The following is a 16404-nucleotide window of genomic DNA, read 5'->3' as shown; positions in this document are numbered from 1 at the left end:
ACCCCAGTGGACACGTTGTCACCGTGTCAAGGTCAAGCCCGTGACGAGCGCCCCCGCCGGCACACCCCGGCGGGGGCGCGTGGGACGATCCCGCGTGCGAGATCCGTCCCGGCGTCCGAGGAGGATGCACCGTGCAGTTCAACGAGGGCGCCGAGCTGGACGCCTCCCAGGTGGTCGACCAGCGCGGCGTGGGCGGTCGGGTGGCGCTGGGCGGCGGCGGGCTCGGGATCGTCGGGCTGATCATCTACCTGGTGCTGTCGCAGCTCGGCGGCGTGCCGGAGCTGCCGGCCGGGTCCGGGTTCGAGGACGTGGGCCGCAACCAGCAGGTGGACACGCAGGCGATCGGCGCCAGGTGCCGGACGGGCGCGGACGCGAACCGGGAGGCGGACTGCCGGGCGCTGGCGATCGTCAACTCGGTGCAGGCGTTCTGGTCGGACGAGTTCGCGCGCTCGGGCCGCACCTACCAGACCGCGAAGACCAACTTCTTCTCCGGCGGCGTGCGCACCCGCTGCGGCAACGCCACGTCCGCGGTCGGCCCGTTCTACTGCCCGGCGGACGCGCAGGTCTACATCGACCTCACCTTCTTCCGGGAGCTGCAGACGAAGTTCGGCGCGACCGGCGGCCCGTTCGTCGAGGCGTACGTGATCGCCCACGAGTACGGCCACCACGTGCAGAACCTCCTGGGCACCAACGACCGCGTGCGCACCCGCCAGGGCCCGACGTCGGACTCGGTGCGGCTCGAACTGCAGGCCGACTGCTACGCGGGCGCGTGGGCCAACCACGCCACCACCACCCCGACCGCGTCGGGCAAGCCGCTGATCACCGACGTCACCCAGGCCGACGTGGACGCGGCCCTGGACGCCGCCGCCCGCATCGGCGACGACTTCATCCAGCGCGAACTCGGCGGCGGCCGGGTGGACACGACCCAGTTCAGCCACGGCTCGTCCGAGCAGCGGCAGAAGTGGTACACCACCGGGCTGCGGACGGGTTCGCCGGCGCAGTGCGACACGTTCGGCACCGACGACCTCGGCTGAACCCCCCGACGTGCCGCGCGAACGGGTGAACGGCGCGCCCCCGCTTCGCCCGGTGGGCGGTGCCCTCCCGCAGTAGCGTTCCGACCACTCGGTCGGATTGCGGAGCGGACGTGGACGGTTACGGGTTCAACCTCGCGCTGGTCGCGGTGCTGGTGTTGATCAACGCGGTGTTCGCGGGCAGCGAGATGGCGTTGATCTCGCTGCGGGAGGGGCAGTTGCGGGCGCTGGAGCGCGACGGCCGGGCCGGCGCGCGCACGCTGGTCCGGCTGGCCCGCGACCCGAACCGGTTCCTCGCCACGATCCAGGTCGGGATCACGCTGGCGGGCTTCCTCGCGTCGGCGACGGCGGCCGTGTCGCTCGCCGCGCCCGTGGTGCCGCTGCTGGGGTTCCTCGGCCGCGCGGCCGACGCCGTGGCGGTGGCCCTGGTGACGGTCGTGCTGACGTTCGTGACCCTGGTGTTCGGCGAGCTGGCCCCGAAGCGGCTGGCGATGCAGTACTCGCTGCGGTGGGCGTTGCTGGTGGCGCGCCCGCTGGACCTGCTCTCGACGGTGTCCCGGCCGGTGGTGTGGCTGCTGAGCGCGTCCACGAACGTGGTGGTGCGGCTGTTCGGCGGCACGCCGGAGGCCGACCCCGAGCAGATGTCCCCGGAGGAGCTGCGCGAGCTGGTGTCGGCGCAGCGCGGCCTGAACCCGGAGCAGCGCCTGATCATCACCGGGGCGCTGGAGATCCACGAGCGCCGGTTGCGCGAGGTGCTGGTGCCCCGGCGGGCGGTGGTGACGCTGGCCGCCGAGACCGGCACCGCCGAGGCGCGGGCGCGGCTCGCCGCCTCGGGCCACTCCCGCGCGCCGGTCGCGCGCGGCGGGCACCTGGACGACGTGGTCGGCGTCGTCCACCTGCGCGACCTGCTGGACGACGACGGCGGCGACGTGATGCGGGCGGTGCGGCCCGCCGTGGTGTTCCCGGACACGGTCCGGGTGTCGGACGCGCTGCGCCGGTTCAAGGCCGAGCGCGAGCAGATGGCGCTGGTGGTGGACGAGCACGGCGCGGTCGCGGGCATCGTCACGCTGGAGGACCTGCTGGAGGAGATCGTCGGCGAGATCTACGACGAGACCGACCGCGACGTGCTGGGCGTCCGCGTCGCCGAGGACGGCTCGCTGGTGCTGCCCGGGTCGTTCCCGGTGCACGACCTGGTGGACATCGGGGTGGAGCTGACCGACGCGCCCGCGGGCGACTACGCCACGGTCGCCGGCCTGGTCCTGGTGCTCCTGGGGAACATTCCGGACCGGCCCGGCGACCGGGTGACCGTGTCGGGGTGGACGGTCGAGGTGCTCGCGGTCGAGCGCCACGCGATCACCGAGGTGCGGCTGCGGCGCGGCTCAGGGCAGGGGCAGGTCGGGCGGGATCTGGAGGGCGACGGTGATCAGGGAGTGGACCCGGGTGGCGACGGCGGCCAGTAGACCGTGCACCTCCGGCGACGCGTTCTCGGCGGCGACCTGGAGCACGCGCAGGTCCTCGTCGATGCGGTCCAGGATCGGGCCGATGTCGGTCTGCCGGCTGGTGAGGGCCGTCACGATCTCGTCCAGGGGAACTCCGTGGACCTCCAGGCGTTGGATGAGGTGGATCCGCTCGACGTCGGCCGGGTGGTAGAGCCGGTAGTTGCTCGCCGTCCGCTTGGCGGGGGTGAGCAGGCCGAGGCTCGTGTAGTAGTCGACGGTGCGGGGGCTGACCTGGGCGCGAGCGGCGAGTTCGCCGATCTTGAGCAGGACGTCCGTCACGCGGTCTCACCTCCGTGTCACTCACCGTAAACCCTACAGTGCCACGTGCTAGTGTGAAGTATGCCTGATGGTGCCGACACAGAACCCTGTAGTAGTCGGCCGGGTGGGACCCGGCTGATCACCGATCCGTCGTTCGTGGCGGGTGCGCCGTGTTGATCTTCACCGGTGTGCTCGCGATCGTGGCCCTCACCGCGGCCACGGGGTACTTCGTGGCCCAGGAGTTCGCCTACATGGCGGTGGACCGGGGCCGGCTGCGGCAGATGGCCGAGAGCGGCGACAAGGCCGCCGGCCGGGCCTACCGGGTCACGCAGAAGCTGTCCTTCATGCTCTCCGGCGCGCAGTTCGGGATCACCGTGACCGCGCTGCTGGCCGGTTACGTCGCCGAACCCCTGCTGGGCTCCGGGCTCGCGGGCCTGCTCGGGCTGACGGGCCTGTCGCCCGCCGTGGCGGTGTCGCTGTCGATGGTCGTGGCGCTGGTGTTCGCCACGGTGGTGCAGATGGTGCTGGGCGAGCTGCTGCCCAAGAACTTCGCCATCGCCCGCCCGGAACCGCTGGCCAAGGCGCTGAGCGCGTCCACCCTGGCCTACCTGAAGGTGGCCGGTCCGGTGATCCGGCTGTTCGACGCGGCGGCCAACCGGCTGCTGCGCGCGGTCGGGATCGAGCCGGTCGAGGAGCTGCCGCAGGGCGCCACGCCCGAGGACCTCAAGCAGATCATCGGCGACGCGAGCAGCCAGGGTCACCTGGACCCGGAGCTGTCGCACCTGCTGGAACGCGGCCTGGGCTTCCGCGAGCTGGTCGCCGAGCAGGCCATGACGCCGCGCGTGGCGGTGCGGGCGGTGCGCGCCGACGAGCCCGCCGCCCGGGTGGTCGAGCTGTTGGACACGGGCCACTCGCGGTTCCCGGTGTTCGGCGAGCACCTGGACGACCTGCGCGGCGTGGTCGGGCTGGCCGAGGTGTTGACCGTGCCGCCGGAGGACCGCGCGACCACCCCGATCGGGGACATCGCGTCACCCGCCCTGGTGGTGCCCTCGACGCTGCCGCTGCCGGCCGTGCTGGAACGGCTGCGCGCGGAGCGCCGCCAGCTCGCCTGCGTGGTGGACGAGTTCGGCGGGTTCGCCGGCGTGGTGTCGCTGGAGGACCTGGCCGAGGAGCTGGTCGGCGAGATCCGGGACGAGGACGACCTGGACGAGGCCGGCATCGAACCGCTCGGCGAGGGCACGTGGCTCGTGCCCGGCCGGACGCGGGTGGACGAGGTCGCCGACCGCACCGGCGTGGAGCTGCCCGCCGACGACAGCTACGACACCGTGTCCGGCCTGGTGCTGCACCGGCTGGGCCGCACCGCCCGGGTGGACGACGAAGTGGAGTTCGACGGGGTGTCGGTGCGGGTGGCCGCGGTGGCCCGCAACGTGCCTGCCAGCGTCGTCATCGCGACCGTCGCGGCCGAACGGGAGGGTGTCCGATGAGCACCGCCTGGTCGCTCTCGCTGTCGCTGGTCCTGCTGGTGCTCAACGCGTTCTTCGTGGCCGCGGAGTTCGCCCTCATCGCCGCGAAGCGGCACCGCCTGGAGCAGGCCGCCGAGACCAGCCGCGCCGCCCGCGCGGCCGTGGCGGGCGTCCGCGAGCTGTCGCTGATGCTCGCCGGCGCCCAGCTCGGCATCACCCTGTGCACCCTGGGCCTGGGCGCGTTGGCCAAGCCCGCCGTGGCCGACCTGTTCGACCCGGTGCTGCGCCTGCTCGGCCTGCCGGACGGGGTGGCGTACGGCGTCGCGTTCACGCTCAGCCTGGTGCTGGTGGTGTTCCTGCACATGGTGGTCGGCGAGATGGCGCCGAAGTCGTGGGCGATCTCGCACCCCGAGCGCTCGGCGCTGCTGCTGGCGCTGCCGTTCCGCGCGTTCGCGCACTCCGTCCGCTGGCTGCTCACCGCGCTGAACCAGACCACGAACCGCCTGCTGCGGCTGATGAAGGTCGAGCCGCAGGACGAGCTGGCGCAGGCGCACCGGCCGGAGGACCTGCGGATGCTGGTCCGCCAGTCCGCCGAGCACGGCCTGATCCCCGAGGGCCAGCAGCGCCTGCTCACGCGGATGCTGCAACTGCGCAACACGACCGTGGCGCAGGTGATGGTGCCCATCGACCGTGCGGTCAGCGTCACCGAGCACACCGGCGCGCCGGCGATCGAGCGGCGCAGCCGCGAGTCCGGGCGCTCCCGCTTCCCGGTGATGGACCGGCACGGCCGCTACGTCGGGTTGGTGCACATCCGGGAAGCCGTGCGCGCCACGGCGACCGGCGCGCCGGTCAAGGCGCGCGAGCTGATGACCGCACCGCTCACCCTGCCCGCCGCGCTGCCCGTGGCCCAGGCGGTGACCGCGATGCGCGCCGACCGGGCGCAGTTGGCGTTGGTCGCCGACCGGGACGACCGGGTGGTCGGCATCGCCGCGCTGGAAGACCTCCTCGAAGAGCTGATCGGCGACTTCGAGGACGAGACCGACACCCCGCTCCGCACCACCTGAAAACACCACCCTCCCGGAGGAAGAAACCCGATGTTCAAACGGATGCTCAGTGCTTTCGGTGTCGGCGGGCCGTCCGTCGACACCGTCCTGGACAGCCCGTACGCCACGCCCGGCCAGGTCGTGACCGGCCAGGTGCGCGTGCAGGGCGGCAGTGCCGACGCCCACATCGACCAGATCGTGCTCTCGCTGGTGACGCGGGTGGAGGTCGAGCACGGCGACCACGAGTTCGCCGGCGTCTCGGAGTTCCTGCGCGTCCCGGTCGCGCAGGGCGTGCGGGTCGCGCCGAACCAGCCGGTGACCGTGCCGTTCCAGCTCCCGGTCCCGTGGGAGACCCCCATCACGGCGGTGGGCGGGCAGCAGCTGCCCGGCATGACCGTGGGGGTGCGGACCGAGCTGGTGATCTCCGGCGCCCCGGACAAGGGCGACCTCGACCCGCTGCTGGTGGGCCCGCTGCCCTCGCAGGACCGGGTGCTGGAGGCGTTCGGGCAGCTGGGCTTCCAGTTCCGCTCGGCGGACGTCGAGGCGGGCCGGATCCACGGCGTGAACCAGGAGTTGGGCTTCTACCAGGAGATCGAGTTCTTCCCGCCCGGCCAGTACGCGGGTCGGATCAACCAGGTCGAGCTGACCTTCGTGACCAACCCGCACGAGTTGGTGGTGGTGCTGGAGGCGGACAAGCGCGGGGGGATGTTCTCCTCCGGCGGCGACGCCTTCGGCCGGTTCCACGTGTCGCACCAGGACGCGATGCACACCGACTGGGCCGGCGCGATCAACCAGTGGCTGGCGCAGGTCGCCGAGCGCGGCGGCCACTCCGCGTTCGGCGGCCACGGGGCGGGCTACCCGCAGCACGGCAACCCGGCCTTCGGCGGCCAGCCCGCCTACGGTCAGCCCGGCTACGGCCAGCCGGGTTACGGGCACCACGGCGGCCACTACGACGACCACCACCACGGGCACCACCGCGGTCCCGGCATGGGCGGCGTCGTGGCGGGCGCGGCGGCCGGCGTGGTCGGCGGCATGATCCTGGGCGAGGTCGTGGAAGAGGTCTTCGAGGACGACGGCGGCGGCGAGGACTTCGCGTTCGAGGAGTGACCCCGGGTAGGGGTGGACGAGGCGTGGCGGGACCTCCTGTCACGCCTCGTCCCGTTCGCCCGCCTGCTCGCGCCGCCGACGGCCGGCCGCGTCAGCCGACCAGTGGCGCGACGATCACGTAGTCGATGTCCGGCGCATACTTCGAGCGTTGCCCGAACCGGTCGGCCGCCGCGCCCTCCGGCCTCCGCGCCGTGATCGTGAGGCGGTTCGCCCCGGCCGCCAGGTCCACCGGCACCGCGAGGTCGCGGAACTGGTTGGGGTGGAAGGTGTTCGGGAACGCGACCCGGTGCACCCGCCCGTTGACCGAGATGTCCGCGTACCGCGTCACCGGGTCGGGGTTGTAGTGCGTCGGGACGGACTCCTCGGCGTTGGCGTAGCGGAACACGAGCACGTGCGTGCCGGTCCGCTCGGCCGGCACGTCCAGGACCAGCGCGTTCGCCGGCCCGTCGCCGACGTTCGTCGCGATCCGCCCGGACGCGAACGGGCGGTCGTCGAACGTCGCCGCCCCGGTGACCCGCCCGCTCTCCGCCGCCACCTGCACCGCCCCCGCCGCGTCGGCCGGGCCGACGCGGACCCGGTCGAGGAGCAGGGTGCCGTCGTCGCCGGTCACGGTCAGCCGGTTGACGCCGGCGGAGAGGAACAGGCGCGCGGTGTCGCCGCCGGGGTCGGGGCCGACGGTGAGGCCCTCGACGGTGTGGCCGTTGAGCGCCGCGTCCGCCCGGCCGCCGCCGAGGTGGTCGAAGCACACCGTCGCGTACCCGTCGTGGCCGGCGTGCACCCAGAACGTGGCGGAGCCGCCGCGCGGCACGGCGGCGACCCCGGGGCCGGACGCCCGCTCGACGCCGTAGCGCGGCTCGGCGGAGCGCAGGTCGGCGTACTCGGCCTCGTAGGACGTCCAGCCGTCCGGGTCGACCGACGCGAGGTCGATCCGGTCGACGGTCACGTCACCGCGCGTCGAGCCGAGCAGCGGATCGGACGCGGCCAGCGTGATGACGTGCGCGCCCGCGCTCAACCGCACGCGGGTGTCGGTGCGCTCCCACACCGCCCACCCGTACGACACCGGCAGACGCAGCTCCCGGGGCTGCCCGCCGTCCACGCGCAGGAACACGTTGGTCGGTCCCCGCTCCGCGACGTTCGCGTCCTTGTGGTGGCTGCTGGAGTACACGGCGACGTCGTAGACGCCGGTCTCCGGCACCTCCACGGCGAACGAGAGCACGACCTCGGAACCGGTGCGCAGCCCGCCGACGTGGTGCAGGTTCGAGGTGGCGAACCGGTCCACGGCATCCGGGCTGCCCTCGGGGCCGTTGAGGCTCCACCCGTCGCCGGTGTGCGCGGCGTCCTCGGCCTCGTACGTCCGCCGCCACCGCGTGCTCGCGCCGGCGGTCGGGCCGCGGCCGGCCGGGCTGACGATCACCTGGTAGGCCGACATCGGGTCCAGGTCGGTGAACGGCAGCACCAGGCCGTCGTCGCCGACGTCGCGCACGGCGTCGAGCAGGGGTCTCGGCGCGGGGGAGTCGCCGAGCTGCCCGGTCCACGCGATCTCCTCCACGGTGACGTGCACACGATCGCCGAACACGGCCCGGTCGACGTTGGCGAACCGCACGTCCGCCGCGCCGCCCGCGCCGCCGAAGAGGAGGCGGGCCTGCCTCTTGTCGCGGTCGAGCGCGGCCACGCCGTGAAGGGCGGGGTGCGGAGGGGTCACCAGGACCGTGTCGCCGCTCATCCGGCCGTAGGCGTTGAACAGCCACCACTGGCCGTTGGGCTTGTTCGCCTCGGCCACGCTGTCGTTGAGGTTGCCGTCGATGTTCCAGTACGCCAGGTCCCCGTCCACCTTGGACTCCTCCAGCGCGGCGATCCACTGGACCATCCGGCCGGGCACCGAGAGGTGGTAGCGGAAGGCGTACTCGTTGATGTTGACCGGCAGCGGGCCGATGCCCAGCTCCCGCTCCCACGAGCGGTACCGGGCGACGCCCTCGCGCACCTCGTCCGGCGACCGCATCGCGTGCCAGGTGATCACGTCCGGCAGGCAGTCGTTCGCCGCGCAGTGCTCCAGGAAACCCCGGACCTGGTCGTAGAGCACGCTGGTGTTGGGGCCGGCGATGCGGGCGCGCGGGTCGAGCGCCTTGATCAGGCGGTGGAGCAGTTCCCACTCCTCGAAGAACGCCCGCGGGTCGTCCAGCCAGCTCACCCCGTCGTAGCCGTGCTCGCCCGCGCCGTGGAAGTTGCCCTCCGGCTCGTTGAACGGCACGTAGACGATGTGGTCGCGGTACGGCGACGCCACCACCTGCCGGACCTGGGCCTCCACCTTGGCCCGGTAGTCGTCCCGACCGGCCGGGCCGGGCTGCCGCCGGTACGGGAAGCCGCGGTAGATGTCGGTCAGGTAGACGTAGACGTCGCGTCCGCCGTTGGCCACGAACGGCCCGACGACCTCCAGCGCGTCCGCGCCGGGGTGCTGCGGGCCGTCCTGCGCCTTGGTCGACAGGGTCCTGGGGTGGAAGCCCGCGAGCACGGCGTCGCTGGGCACTCCGGGGCCGTAGACCCCGTAGAGGGAACCGGCGGCGCCGCCGTGGAAGGGGCCGGTCCCGACGCCGAGGTCGACGGTCAGGGTGTCGCGGGGAGTCCGCCGTTGGACCATGGGTGCTCCGGACGCCGTGGGGACAGTTCTCGAACCGGTTCGACAACGCGGACGGTACGGGAACTGGATCTCCCGGCGCAATGCCGCCGAAGCGCTCCGAACCGGTTCGCCCCTACCGGCGGCGGGCGCCCGTGCTGGACCGCAGTGAGATCACCGGTCGCAGCAGCGCGTGGCGGTGCGGCGCGTCGGGGTTGGCGATGCGCTCGACCAGCAGGTCCACGGCGAGTCGGGCCATCTCCTCGGCGGGCAGGTCGGCGGCGGTCAGCGGGGGGTGGAAGCCCTCCGCCAGGCGGCTCGCGATGACGCCGGTGACCGAGAAGTCGCCCGGCACGTCCAGGCCCTCGTGGCGCAGGGCCCGCTGGAGGCCGGGCAGCGCCGCCTCGTTGATCGTCACCGCCGCGGTCACCTCCGGCCACCGGCGGCGGATGTCCTCGAAGCACGCCACCCCGGCCGCGGGCTCGTCGGCGCAGCACACCGCGTGCGCGGTCAGCCCGCGCTGCCCGGCCGCGGCGAGGAAGCCGCTGGAGGAGCGCAGGGCGGGCCCGTACCCGGCGGCGACCAGCTCGTCGGACCGGTTGATCAGCACGACGTCGCGGTGCCCGAGGTCGGCGAGGTGGTGCACGCAGCGGCTGATCAGCTCCGCGTAGTCCACGTCCACCCAGGACGACGCGCCCGGGTGCTCGACGTGGCCGATCGTGACGAACGGCAGCGCCTCCTGCTCCAGCCGCGCCACGCGCGGGTCGTCCAGGAGGATCTCCATCAGGATCACGCCGTCCACCCGGCGGCCGGTGACCACGCGCTCGAACGACCGGTCGTGGTCGCCGCCGCTGGGCGACAGCAGCACGTCGAGGTCGTGCGCGGCCGCCGCCTCCACGACCCCGGCGACGAAGGTGAGCTGCACGTCGGTCAGCCGCCTGCTCGCGGGCGGTATCACCAGGCTCACGGTGCGGGTGCGCCCCTCGGCCAGCGCCCGCGCGGTGGCGTTGGGCCGGTAGCCCAGCTCGGCGATCACGTCGTTGATGCGCTGCGCGGTCGCGGCCGACACCGGGCGCTTCCCGCTGAGCGCGTAGGACACCGTGCTGCGGGACACGCCGGCCCGCTTGGCGATCTCGCCGATGTTCATGCCCGCTCCGTCCAACCGGTTCGACAGGCCACTGATGGTAGGCCAACGAGGTCTTGTGCGATTTGTGACGTGCCGCTACTTTGGCGCAACATCGCGCTAGTCGAACCGGTTCGATGCCGGTTCGACAGGTCGCCCGCGCCACCTGGGAAGGACCACCTCATGACGCGCTCCACCGCCCGCCGCCGCGTGACCGCCGCCCTGGCCGCGGTGGGGTTGTCGCTGACCGCGTGCTCCCCGGCCGGGGACGCCACCGGGGGCGGTTCGGGTCCGTTCGCGGTGTGGGACCCGTACCCGCAGTTCGACGGCGGCTCGGCGTGGGCGCGGGTGATCGCGGAGTGCGGCGCGAAGGCCGGCGTGGAGGTGGAGCGGCAGGCGTACGACACGTCCGACCTGACCGGCAAGGTGCTGCTCGCCGCGCAGCAGGGCGCCGCACCGGACGTGCTGGTCGTGGACAACCCGGTGGTCTCCACGCTCGCCGAGGGCGGTGTGCTGAAGGCCAACGAGGACTCCGGCCTGGACGCGTCCCAGGCGTCGCCGAACCTGGTGGCCGCCGGTCGGGTCGGCGACAAGACCTACGGCGTGCCGATCGGCGCGAACACCCTGGCCCTCTACTACAACAAGGCCGTGCTGGCGCGGGCGGGCGTCGACCCCGCCTCGCTCACGAGCTGGGCGGCGCTGGACGCGGCGCTGGCCCGGGTGGCGGGCACGGGCGGCAAGGGCATCACGTTCTCCGCCATCGGCACCGAGGAGGGCTCCTTCCAGTTCCTGCCGTGGTTCTGGGGAGCCGGCGCGGAGCTGACCGACCTGTCCTCCGCCGAGGCCGTCGCGGCGGTCGGGCTGTGGAAGTCCTGGTTGGACCGGGGGTACGCGCCGAACTCGGTCGTCGGCAACACCCAGACGACGAGCTGGCAGGAGTTCGCCACCGGGGAGTACGCGTTCGCGGAGAACGGCACCTGGCAGCTCGGCAACGCCGCGCGGATGGGCTTCGAGTACGGCGTCGTCCCGATCCCCGCCCGCGACGGCGGCGTCGCGCCCGCGCCGACCGGCGGCGAGTTCGTCACCGTGCCCGCGCGGGGCGGGGCGGACCGCGAGGCGACCGCCGCGAAGATCGCGAACTGCCTGGTCGGCGCCGACACCGTGCTGGCCACCGACACCGCGCTGACCTACGTGTCCGCGATCCCCGCCGTGCAGCGGCAGCAGGTCGAGGCCGAGCCGGGGTTGCGGGTGTGGGTGGACGCCGTGGGCGCGGCGAAGGGCCGGACCGGGGACGGCCTCGGCACCCGCTACCCGCGGATCTCCCAGCCGCTGTGGACGGCGGTGCAGGCGGTGCTCACCGGGGCGAAGCCGGCCGCGGACGCGCTGCGGGACGCCCAGAGCGCCGCGGCGTCGGCGAAGTAGCGCCGTGCACCGCCGCACCCTCCTCGGCTGGGCGTTCCTCGCCCCGCTCGTCGCCTACCTCGTGCTGTGCTACGGCTACCCGCTGGTGACCACGGTCGACCTGAGCCTCCGCGACCACACCGTCCGCACCTTCGTGCACGGGGGCGCGCCGGTGGTCGGACTGGCCAACTACGCCGCCGTGTTCGCCGATCCCGTCTTCCGCGTGGCGCTGCTCAACACCGTCGTGTTCACCGCCGCGTCGCTGTTCTTCCAGTACGCCATCGGGTTGGCGATGGCGGTGTTCTTCGCCCGCGGCTTCCGGCTGTCGGCCACCCTCCGCGCGTTGTTCCTGGTGCCGTGGCTGCTGCCGCTGATCGTGTCGGCGTCCACGTGGGCGTGGATGTTCAACAGCGAGTCCGGGATCGTGAACGCGGCCCTGGCCGCCGTCGGCCTCGACCGGGTGAACTGGCTGACCTCGCCGGACTGGTCGCTGGTGTCGGTGATCGTCGCCAACACCTGGATCGGCGTGCCGTTCAACCTCGTCCTGCTCTACAGCGGGCTGCGGAACATCCCCGCCGAGGTGCACGAGGCGTCGGCGCTGGACGGCGCGAACCCGTGGCAGGCGTTCCGGCACGTCACCTTCCCGATGCTGCGGCCGGTCTCCGCGGTCACCCTGCTGCTCGGCCTGGTCTACACCCTGAAGGTGTTCGACCTCGTCTGGATCATGACGCGCGGCGGCCCGAGCGGGTCGTCCACCACGCTCGCCACCTGGTCCTACGAGCTGGGCTTCGGCAACCTGCTGCCCCGCTTCGGGCCCAGCTCGGCGGTCGGCAACCTGCTCATCCTGCTCGCCGTGGCCGCGGGCCTGGTGTACGTGCGCGCCCAACGCCACCAGGAGGCGTCGTGACCCGCTCGTGGTGGCGCACCGCCACCGGGCTGCTGCTCACCGCCGTGATGCTGTTCCCGGTCTACTGGATGGTCGCGGTCTCCCTGACCCCGCCGGGCGCGATGCGCAAGTCGCCGCCGGACCTGTTCCCGCGCGACCCGACGTTCGACGGGTACGCGCGCGTCCTGGACGAGCAACTGCCCTACTTCGTGACCAGCCTGCTGGTCGGGCTCGGCGCCGCGGCCCTGACGTTGGCGGTGGCCGCGCCGGCGGCGTACTCGCTGGCGAAGCTGCGCCCGCGCGGCCGGGGAGCGCTGACGTTCGCGCTGCTGGTCGCGCAGATGATCCCCGGCGCCGTCATGGCGCTGGGGCTGTACGGCATCTACGTCAGGCTCGGCATCACCAACACCCTGTGGGGCCTGGTGGTCGCCGACTCCACGATCGCGGTGCCGTTCGCCGTGCTGGTCCTGACGGCGTTCCTGGCCGCCGTGCCGGACGAGGTGGTGCAGGCGGCGCGGGTCGACGGCGCGGGCGCGTTCCGCACGTTCCGGTCCGTGGTGCTGCCCGCGAGCCGCAACGGGGTGATCACCGCCGGGCTGTTCGCGTTCCTGTGGGCGTGGTCGGACTTCGTGTTCGCCGCGACGCTCGACAGCGGCGGCCCGCTGCAACCGCTGACCCTGGGCATCTACCGCTACATCGGCAACAACAACCAGGAGTGGAACGCGATCATGGCCACCGCCGTGGTCGCCTCCGTGCCCGCCACCGCGTTGCTCGTGCTGGCCCAGCGCTTCGTCGCGGCGGGCGTCACGTCGGGCGCCGTCAAGGACTGATTCGGGAGGACTGCTGTGGACGACTTCTCGGTGCGCGAGATCCCGTTCAGCCACCCGGGGGCGTGGTTCGGCGTGTCCGCGGTCGTGGGGCTCGCCGCCTACGCCGACGACCTGCACCTCGTGTCCCACCGCAACGGCATGCACGCGGTGCTGTCCCTCGTGCCGGTGCTCGCCGGGGCACGGGTGACCGCCGAGGTGACCGCGAACCCCGCGGTGCTCACCTGGACCGCCGGCCGCGGCGCGGTCGAGGCGGCGTTCGAGTCGCCCACCGCGCTCCGGATCTCCGGTCACGGCCTCGGCCTGCGCATCGCCGCGGCGGACGACACCCTGACCCCCTTCACCGGCACGTTCCTCTTCCACGACCCCGTCACGTCGGCGTACGTCTTCACCTCCTACGAGACGGGCCACCGCTACCGGGTGACCGTGCCGGCCGGGCACGCGGACGTGGTCGGCGCGGGCGCGCTCGGCACGGCGGAACGGGCGGTCGTCGTCGGCGGTGACGGCGGCCCGTGGGAGGTGGCGGTGGAGGAGATGACGACCACGCGCGCCCGGTTCGCCGCCACCGCGACGTTCGCCGAGGTGGTGGCGGCCTCGCGGCGGTCGTTCGAGCGGTTCGCGGACGACGTCGCGCCCTGGCGGGGCGACCGCACCCCGGCCGCCGGACTCGCGTGCTACGTGCTGTGGTCGGCGACGGTGAGCCCGGCCGGCTTCCTGCGCCGCCCCGCCGTGCTGATGTCGAAGAACTGGATGGACAAGGTCTGGAGCTGGGACCACTGCTTCAACGCGCTCGCCCTCGCGCCGGGCGCGCCCGGTCTGGCGTGGGACCAGCTCCAGGTGGTGTTCGACCACCAGACCGCGGAAGGCGCGCTGCCGGACTCCGTCACGCACGCCGAGGTGCTGCACAACTTCGTCAAACCACCCGTGCACGGCTGGGCGGTGACCAGGCTGCGGTCGCGGCTGCCGGGCGGCATCCCGGCCGCCGAACTGCCCGGGCTGTACCGGCGGCTGGCGGCGTGGACGACGTTCTGGCTCGACCACCGCCGCGTGCCCGGCGAGCCGCTGCCGCACTACGAGCACGGCAACGACAGCGGGTGGGACAACGCGACCGTCTTCGACGGGCGGCGGCTCGTCCAGTCCGCCGACCTCGCGGCGTTCCTGGTCGCGCAGCTGACCGAGCTGTCCACGATGGCCCGCGAACTCGGGGACCCGACCGCCGCGGCGCGCTGGGACCGGGAAGCCGCGACGGTGCTGGACGCGATGCTGACCCGGCTGTGGGACGGGACGGCGTTCACCAGCCGTGCCGTGGACGGCGCCACGCGCACCACGGCGAGCCTGCTCGACCTCGTGCCCGTCGTCCTCGGCGCGACCCTGCCGCCGGACGTGCACGCGAAGCTCGCCGAGGGCGTCGCCCGGCACCTGACCGCCGTCGGCCCGGCCACCGAACGGCCCGACTCGCCGCACTACGAGGCCGACGGCTACTGGCGCGGCCCGGTGTGGGCGCCCTCCACCGTGCTCGTCGAGGACGGCCTGCGCCGAGGGGGAGCGGTCGAGCTGGCCGACGAGATCAGCGCCCGCTTCCGCGCGGTGTGCGAGAAGAGCGGGTTCGCGGAGAACTTCGACGCGCTCACCGGCGAGGGGCTGCGGGACCGCGCGTACACCTGGACCGCCGCCGCCTACCTGCTGCTCGCCGGCGACGCCGAGGCCCGGCTGGCCGGCACGCGGTGAGGCGGTCCGACCCGGGTCGCGGGTCGGACCGCCCCACCCGGTCACGGGTTGGTGACCGTCCAGGTGAACGTGGTCTGTGCGGGCGAGCCCGCGCCGTCGCCGGCCGACACGGTGACCGAGTAGGCGCCCGAGGTCGACGGGGTGCCCGAGATCACGCCGGTGCCGGCCGCGATGCCAAGGCCCGGCGGCAGGCCGGTGGCCGAGTAGGTCAGCACGTCGTCGTTGCCGTCCCACGCCTGGATCGCGAGGCTCGTCGCCTGGCCCCGGACCGCGGTGCGCGGCCCCGGGTTGGCGACCCGCTCCGGCAACTCCGCCCCGGCCAGGTAGGCGTCGATGGCCGTGCGCAGGTTCGGCAGCGGGCCGATCTCGAGCGAGCCGTTCTGCGGGGTGCCGGTGGCGATCAGGATCTCGCGGGCCCGGGCGGGGGACAGCGTGTCGCCGTTCGCCTTCGCCACGCCGAGCAGCGACGCCAGCGCCGACGCCACGATCGGCGACGCGCTCGACGTGCCGTTGAAGGCCGCGGTGTACTTGTCGTTCGGCCCGGTCCCGTACAGCGCGCCGTAACCGGTGGTGGTGACGCACTCGCCCCAGCCCTGCAGGTCCACCCGGCTGCCGTAGTTGGAGAAGCCGAGCTTGGTGCGGGGCGTGCCGGTGCAGCCCGGCGCGGAGCCCGCGCCGACGATGATCGCGCCCGAGTCCGGCTTGTCCGCCGGGAACCGCGCGCCGAAGCACGCGTTGTCCAGGCTCTGGTTGCCGTTGCCGCCCGCCTCCACGACGTGCCGACCGGACTGCACGGCGGTCACGATCGCGTCGTACACCGACGGCCACACCTCCATGGGCGCGTGGTTGCCGCAGTGGACGACCTGCTGCTCGATGAGGAGCACGTCGCCGACGCCCACGGCCGCGGCGGCGGTGAGGATCGAGTTGGCCAGGTCGTAGCCGTACTCCACGTTCACCGCGTTGGTGTAGTGCAGGCCGGCGTCGGGCACGAGCCCGGTCACGCCGAACCCGTTGCCGTCCGCGCCGATCACGCCGGTCACCGCCGTGCCGTGGTCGATGCTGCTCGGGGTGAAGTCCGGCGTGTGGTTGGCGATGAGCGCGCCGGGCAACCGCAGCTTGGCGAGGTCTTCGTGCTGCGGGTTCCAGTTGCGCTCCAGGTCGACCACCTTGACGTTGCCGCCCTTGCCGCCCGGGACGGTGGCCGCGTAGTCCGCGTCGATCCCGCCGCTGCCCGCCGGGTCGGCGTAGCCCTGCTGCCCGGAGAAGTCCGGGGTCACGGGCTCGGTGCCCTCCGTCCGCTCGTAGGCCACCTCGACGCCGGGCAGCGCGGTCAGCTCCCGCGCCGCGGCCTTGGCGTCCACGCCGGGCGCGAGCTGGACGCGGTGCCAGCGCTCGAGCCCCGGCTGCGGCCGGACGCCCGCCGGCCG

Annotated in this window: 13 protein-coding genes; 9 read left to right on the top strand and 4 right to left on the bottom strand. The window is 73.5% G+C overall.

All coding sequences use genetic code 11. The annotated features are described in order from the left end of the window. Positions 1 to 131: 131 nt before the first annotated feature. On the top strand, positions 132 to 1034 hold the full coding sequence (ypfJ, locus tag ACWEFJ_RS25280) for a KPN_02809 family neutral zinc metallopeptidase (RefSeq protein WP_378086766.1): 903 nt from the start codon (positions 132 to 134) through the stop codon (positions 1032 to 1034). A 110-nt stretch (positions 1035 to 1144) separates the two neighbouring features. After that, entirely contained in the window at positions 1145 to 2491 is a 1347-nt protein-coding gene (locus ACWEFJ_RS25275) for a hemolysin family protein (RefSeq protein ID WP_449715264.1), read from the top strand. Here ACWEFJ_RS25275 and ACWEFJ_RS25270 read toward each other — a convergent pair. Continuing rightward, positions 2411 to 2809, bottom strand: coding sequence for a helix-turn-helix domain-containing protein (locus ACWEFJ_RS25270; RefSeq protein ID WP_378086769.1), 399 nt, complete (start codon positions 2807 to 2809; stop codon positions 2411 to 2413). The two genes, ACWEFJ_RS25275 and ACWEFJ_RS25270, sit on opposite strands and share 81 nt — an antisense overlap. A gap of 149 nt (positions 2810 to 2958) precedes the next feature. Between ACWEFJ_RS25270 and ACWEFJ_RS25265 the strand changes: the two genes are divergently transcribed. The 3 genes from ACWEFJ_RS25265 to ACWEFJ_RS25255 are packed head-to-tail and all read left to right on the top strand — an operon-like array spanning position 2959 to position 6401. Next, positions 2959 to 4272 carry a hemolysin family protein gene (locus ACWEFJ_RS25265; RefSeq protein WP_378086771.1) on the top strand — a complete coding sequence of 438 codons (1314 nt, stop codon included), beginning with the start codon at positions 2959 to 2961 and terminating at the stop codon, positions 4270 to 4272. Beyond that, positions 4269 to 5315, top strand: a complete 1047-nt coding sequence (locus ACWEFJ_RS25260) for a hemolysin family protein (protein WP_378086773.1) — start codon at positions 4269 to 4271, stop codon at positions 5313 to 5315. The genes ACWEFJ_RS25265 and ACWEFJ_RS25260 overlap by 4 nt, the downstream gene beginning before the upstream one ends. A 30-nt stretch (positions 5316 to 5345) precedes the next feature. Next, positions 5346 to 6401 (top strand): sporulation protein, encoded by a 1056-nt coding sequence (locus tag ACWEFJ_RS25255; RefSeq protein ID WP_449715263.1) that lies wholly within the window; start codon positions 5346 to 5348, stop codon positions 6399 to 6401. Between the two features lie 91 nt (positions 6402 to 6492). Here the strand turns inward: ACWEFJ_RS25255 and ACWEFJ_RS25250 are convergent, their stop codons facing one another. Together ACWEFJ_RS25250 and ACWEFJ_RS25245 are read right to left on the bottom strand one after the other, a co-directional pair. Beyond that, complete coding sequence (locus ACWEFJ_RS25250) at positions 6493 to 9036, bottom strand: hypothetical protein (RefSeq protein WP_449715262.1); 2544 nt, start codon at positions 9034 to 9036, stop codon at positions 6493 to 6495. Positions 9037 to 9148: 112 nt separating this feature from the next. Beyond that, positions 9149 to 10159, bottom strand: coding sequence for a LacI family DNA-binding transcriptional regulator (locus tag ACWEFJ_RS25245; protein WP_378086779.1), 1011 nt, complete (start codon positions 10157 to 10159; stop codon positions 9149 to 9151). A gap of 159 nt (positions 10160 to 10318) precedes the next feature. On the opposite strand from ACWEFJ_RS25245, the gene ACWEFJ_RS25240 reads away from it, so the two are divergent. From ACWEFJ_RS25240 to ACWEFJ_RS25225, 4 genes are read left to right on the top strand one after another with little or no spacing between them, the layout of a single operon-like run. After that, positions 10319 to 11557 (top strand): sugar ABC transporter substrate-binding protein, encoded by a 1239-nt coding sequence (locus tag ACWEFJ_RS25240; RefSeq protein WP_449715261.1) that lies wholly within the window; start codon positions 10319 to 10321, stop codon positions 11555 to 11557. Positions 11558 to 11561: 4 nt separating this feature from the next. Beyond that, on the top strand, positions 11562 to 12443 hold the full coding sequence (locus ACWEFJ_RS25235) for a carbohydrate ABC transporter permease (RefSeq protein WP_378086783.1): 882 nt from the start codon (positions 11562 to 11564) through the stop codon (positions 12441 to 12443). A 47-nt stretch (positions 12444 to 12490) separates the two neighbouring features. Then, positions 12491 to 13252: a carbohydrate ABC transporter permease gene (locus ACWEFJ_RS25230; protein ID WP_449715292.1), complete on the top strand. Its 762-nt coding sequence runs from the start codon at positions 12491 to 12493 to the stop codon at positions 13250 to 13252. 15 nt (positions 13253 to 13267) lie between these two features. Next, entirely contained in the window at positions 13268 to 14977 is a 1710-nt protein-coding gene (locus ACWEFJ_RS25225) for an amylo-alpha-1,6-glucosidase (protein ID WP_449715260.1), read from the top strand. A gap of 41 nt (positions 14978 to 15018) precedes the next feature. Here the strand turns inward: ACWEFJ_RS25225 and ACWEFJ_RS25220 are convergent. Beyond that, positions 15019 to 16404: putative Ig domain-containing protein (locus ACWEFJ_RS25220; protein WP_449715259.1), on the bottom strand; the 1386-nt coding region annotated here is incomplete at its 5' end.

The organism is Actinosynnema sp. NPDC004786 (assembly GCF_053601135.1).
This window is presented reverse-complemented; position numbering and strand designations above follow the sequence as displayed.

Coding starts and splice junctions, on each gene's coding strand:
- ACWEFJ_RS25250 (WP_449715262.1), bottom strand. CDS start 9,036: ATGGTCCAACGGCGGACTCCCCGCGACACCCTGACCGTCGACCTCGGC.
- ACWEFJ_RS25240 (WP_449715261.1), top strand. CDS start 10,319: ATGACGCGCTCCACCGCCCGCCGCCGCGTGACCGCCGCCCTGGCCGCG.
- ACWEFJ_RS25260 (WP_378086773.1), top strand. CDS start 4,269: ATGAGCACCGCCTGGTCGCTCTCGCTGTCGCTGGTCCTGCTGGTGCTC.
- ACWEFJ_RS25230 (WP_449715292.1), top strand. CDS start 12,491: ATGCTGTTCCCGGTCTACTGGATGGTCGCGGTCTCCCTGACCCCGCCG.
- ACWEFJ_RS25245 (WP_378086779.1), bottom strand. CDS start 10,159: ATGAACATCGGCGAGATCGCCAAGCGGGCCGGCGTGTCCCGCAGCACG.
- ACWEFJ_RS25255 (WP_449715263.1), top strand. CDS start 5,346: ATGTTCAAACGGATGCTCAGTGCTTTCGGTGTCGGCGGGCCGTCCGTC.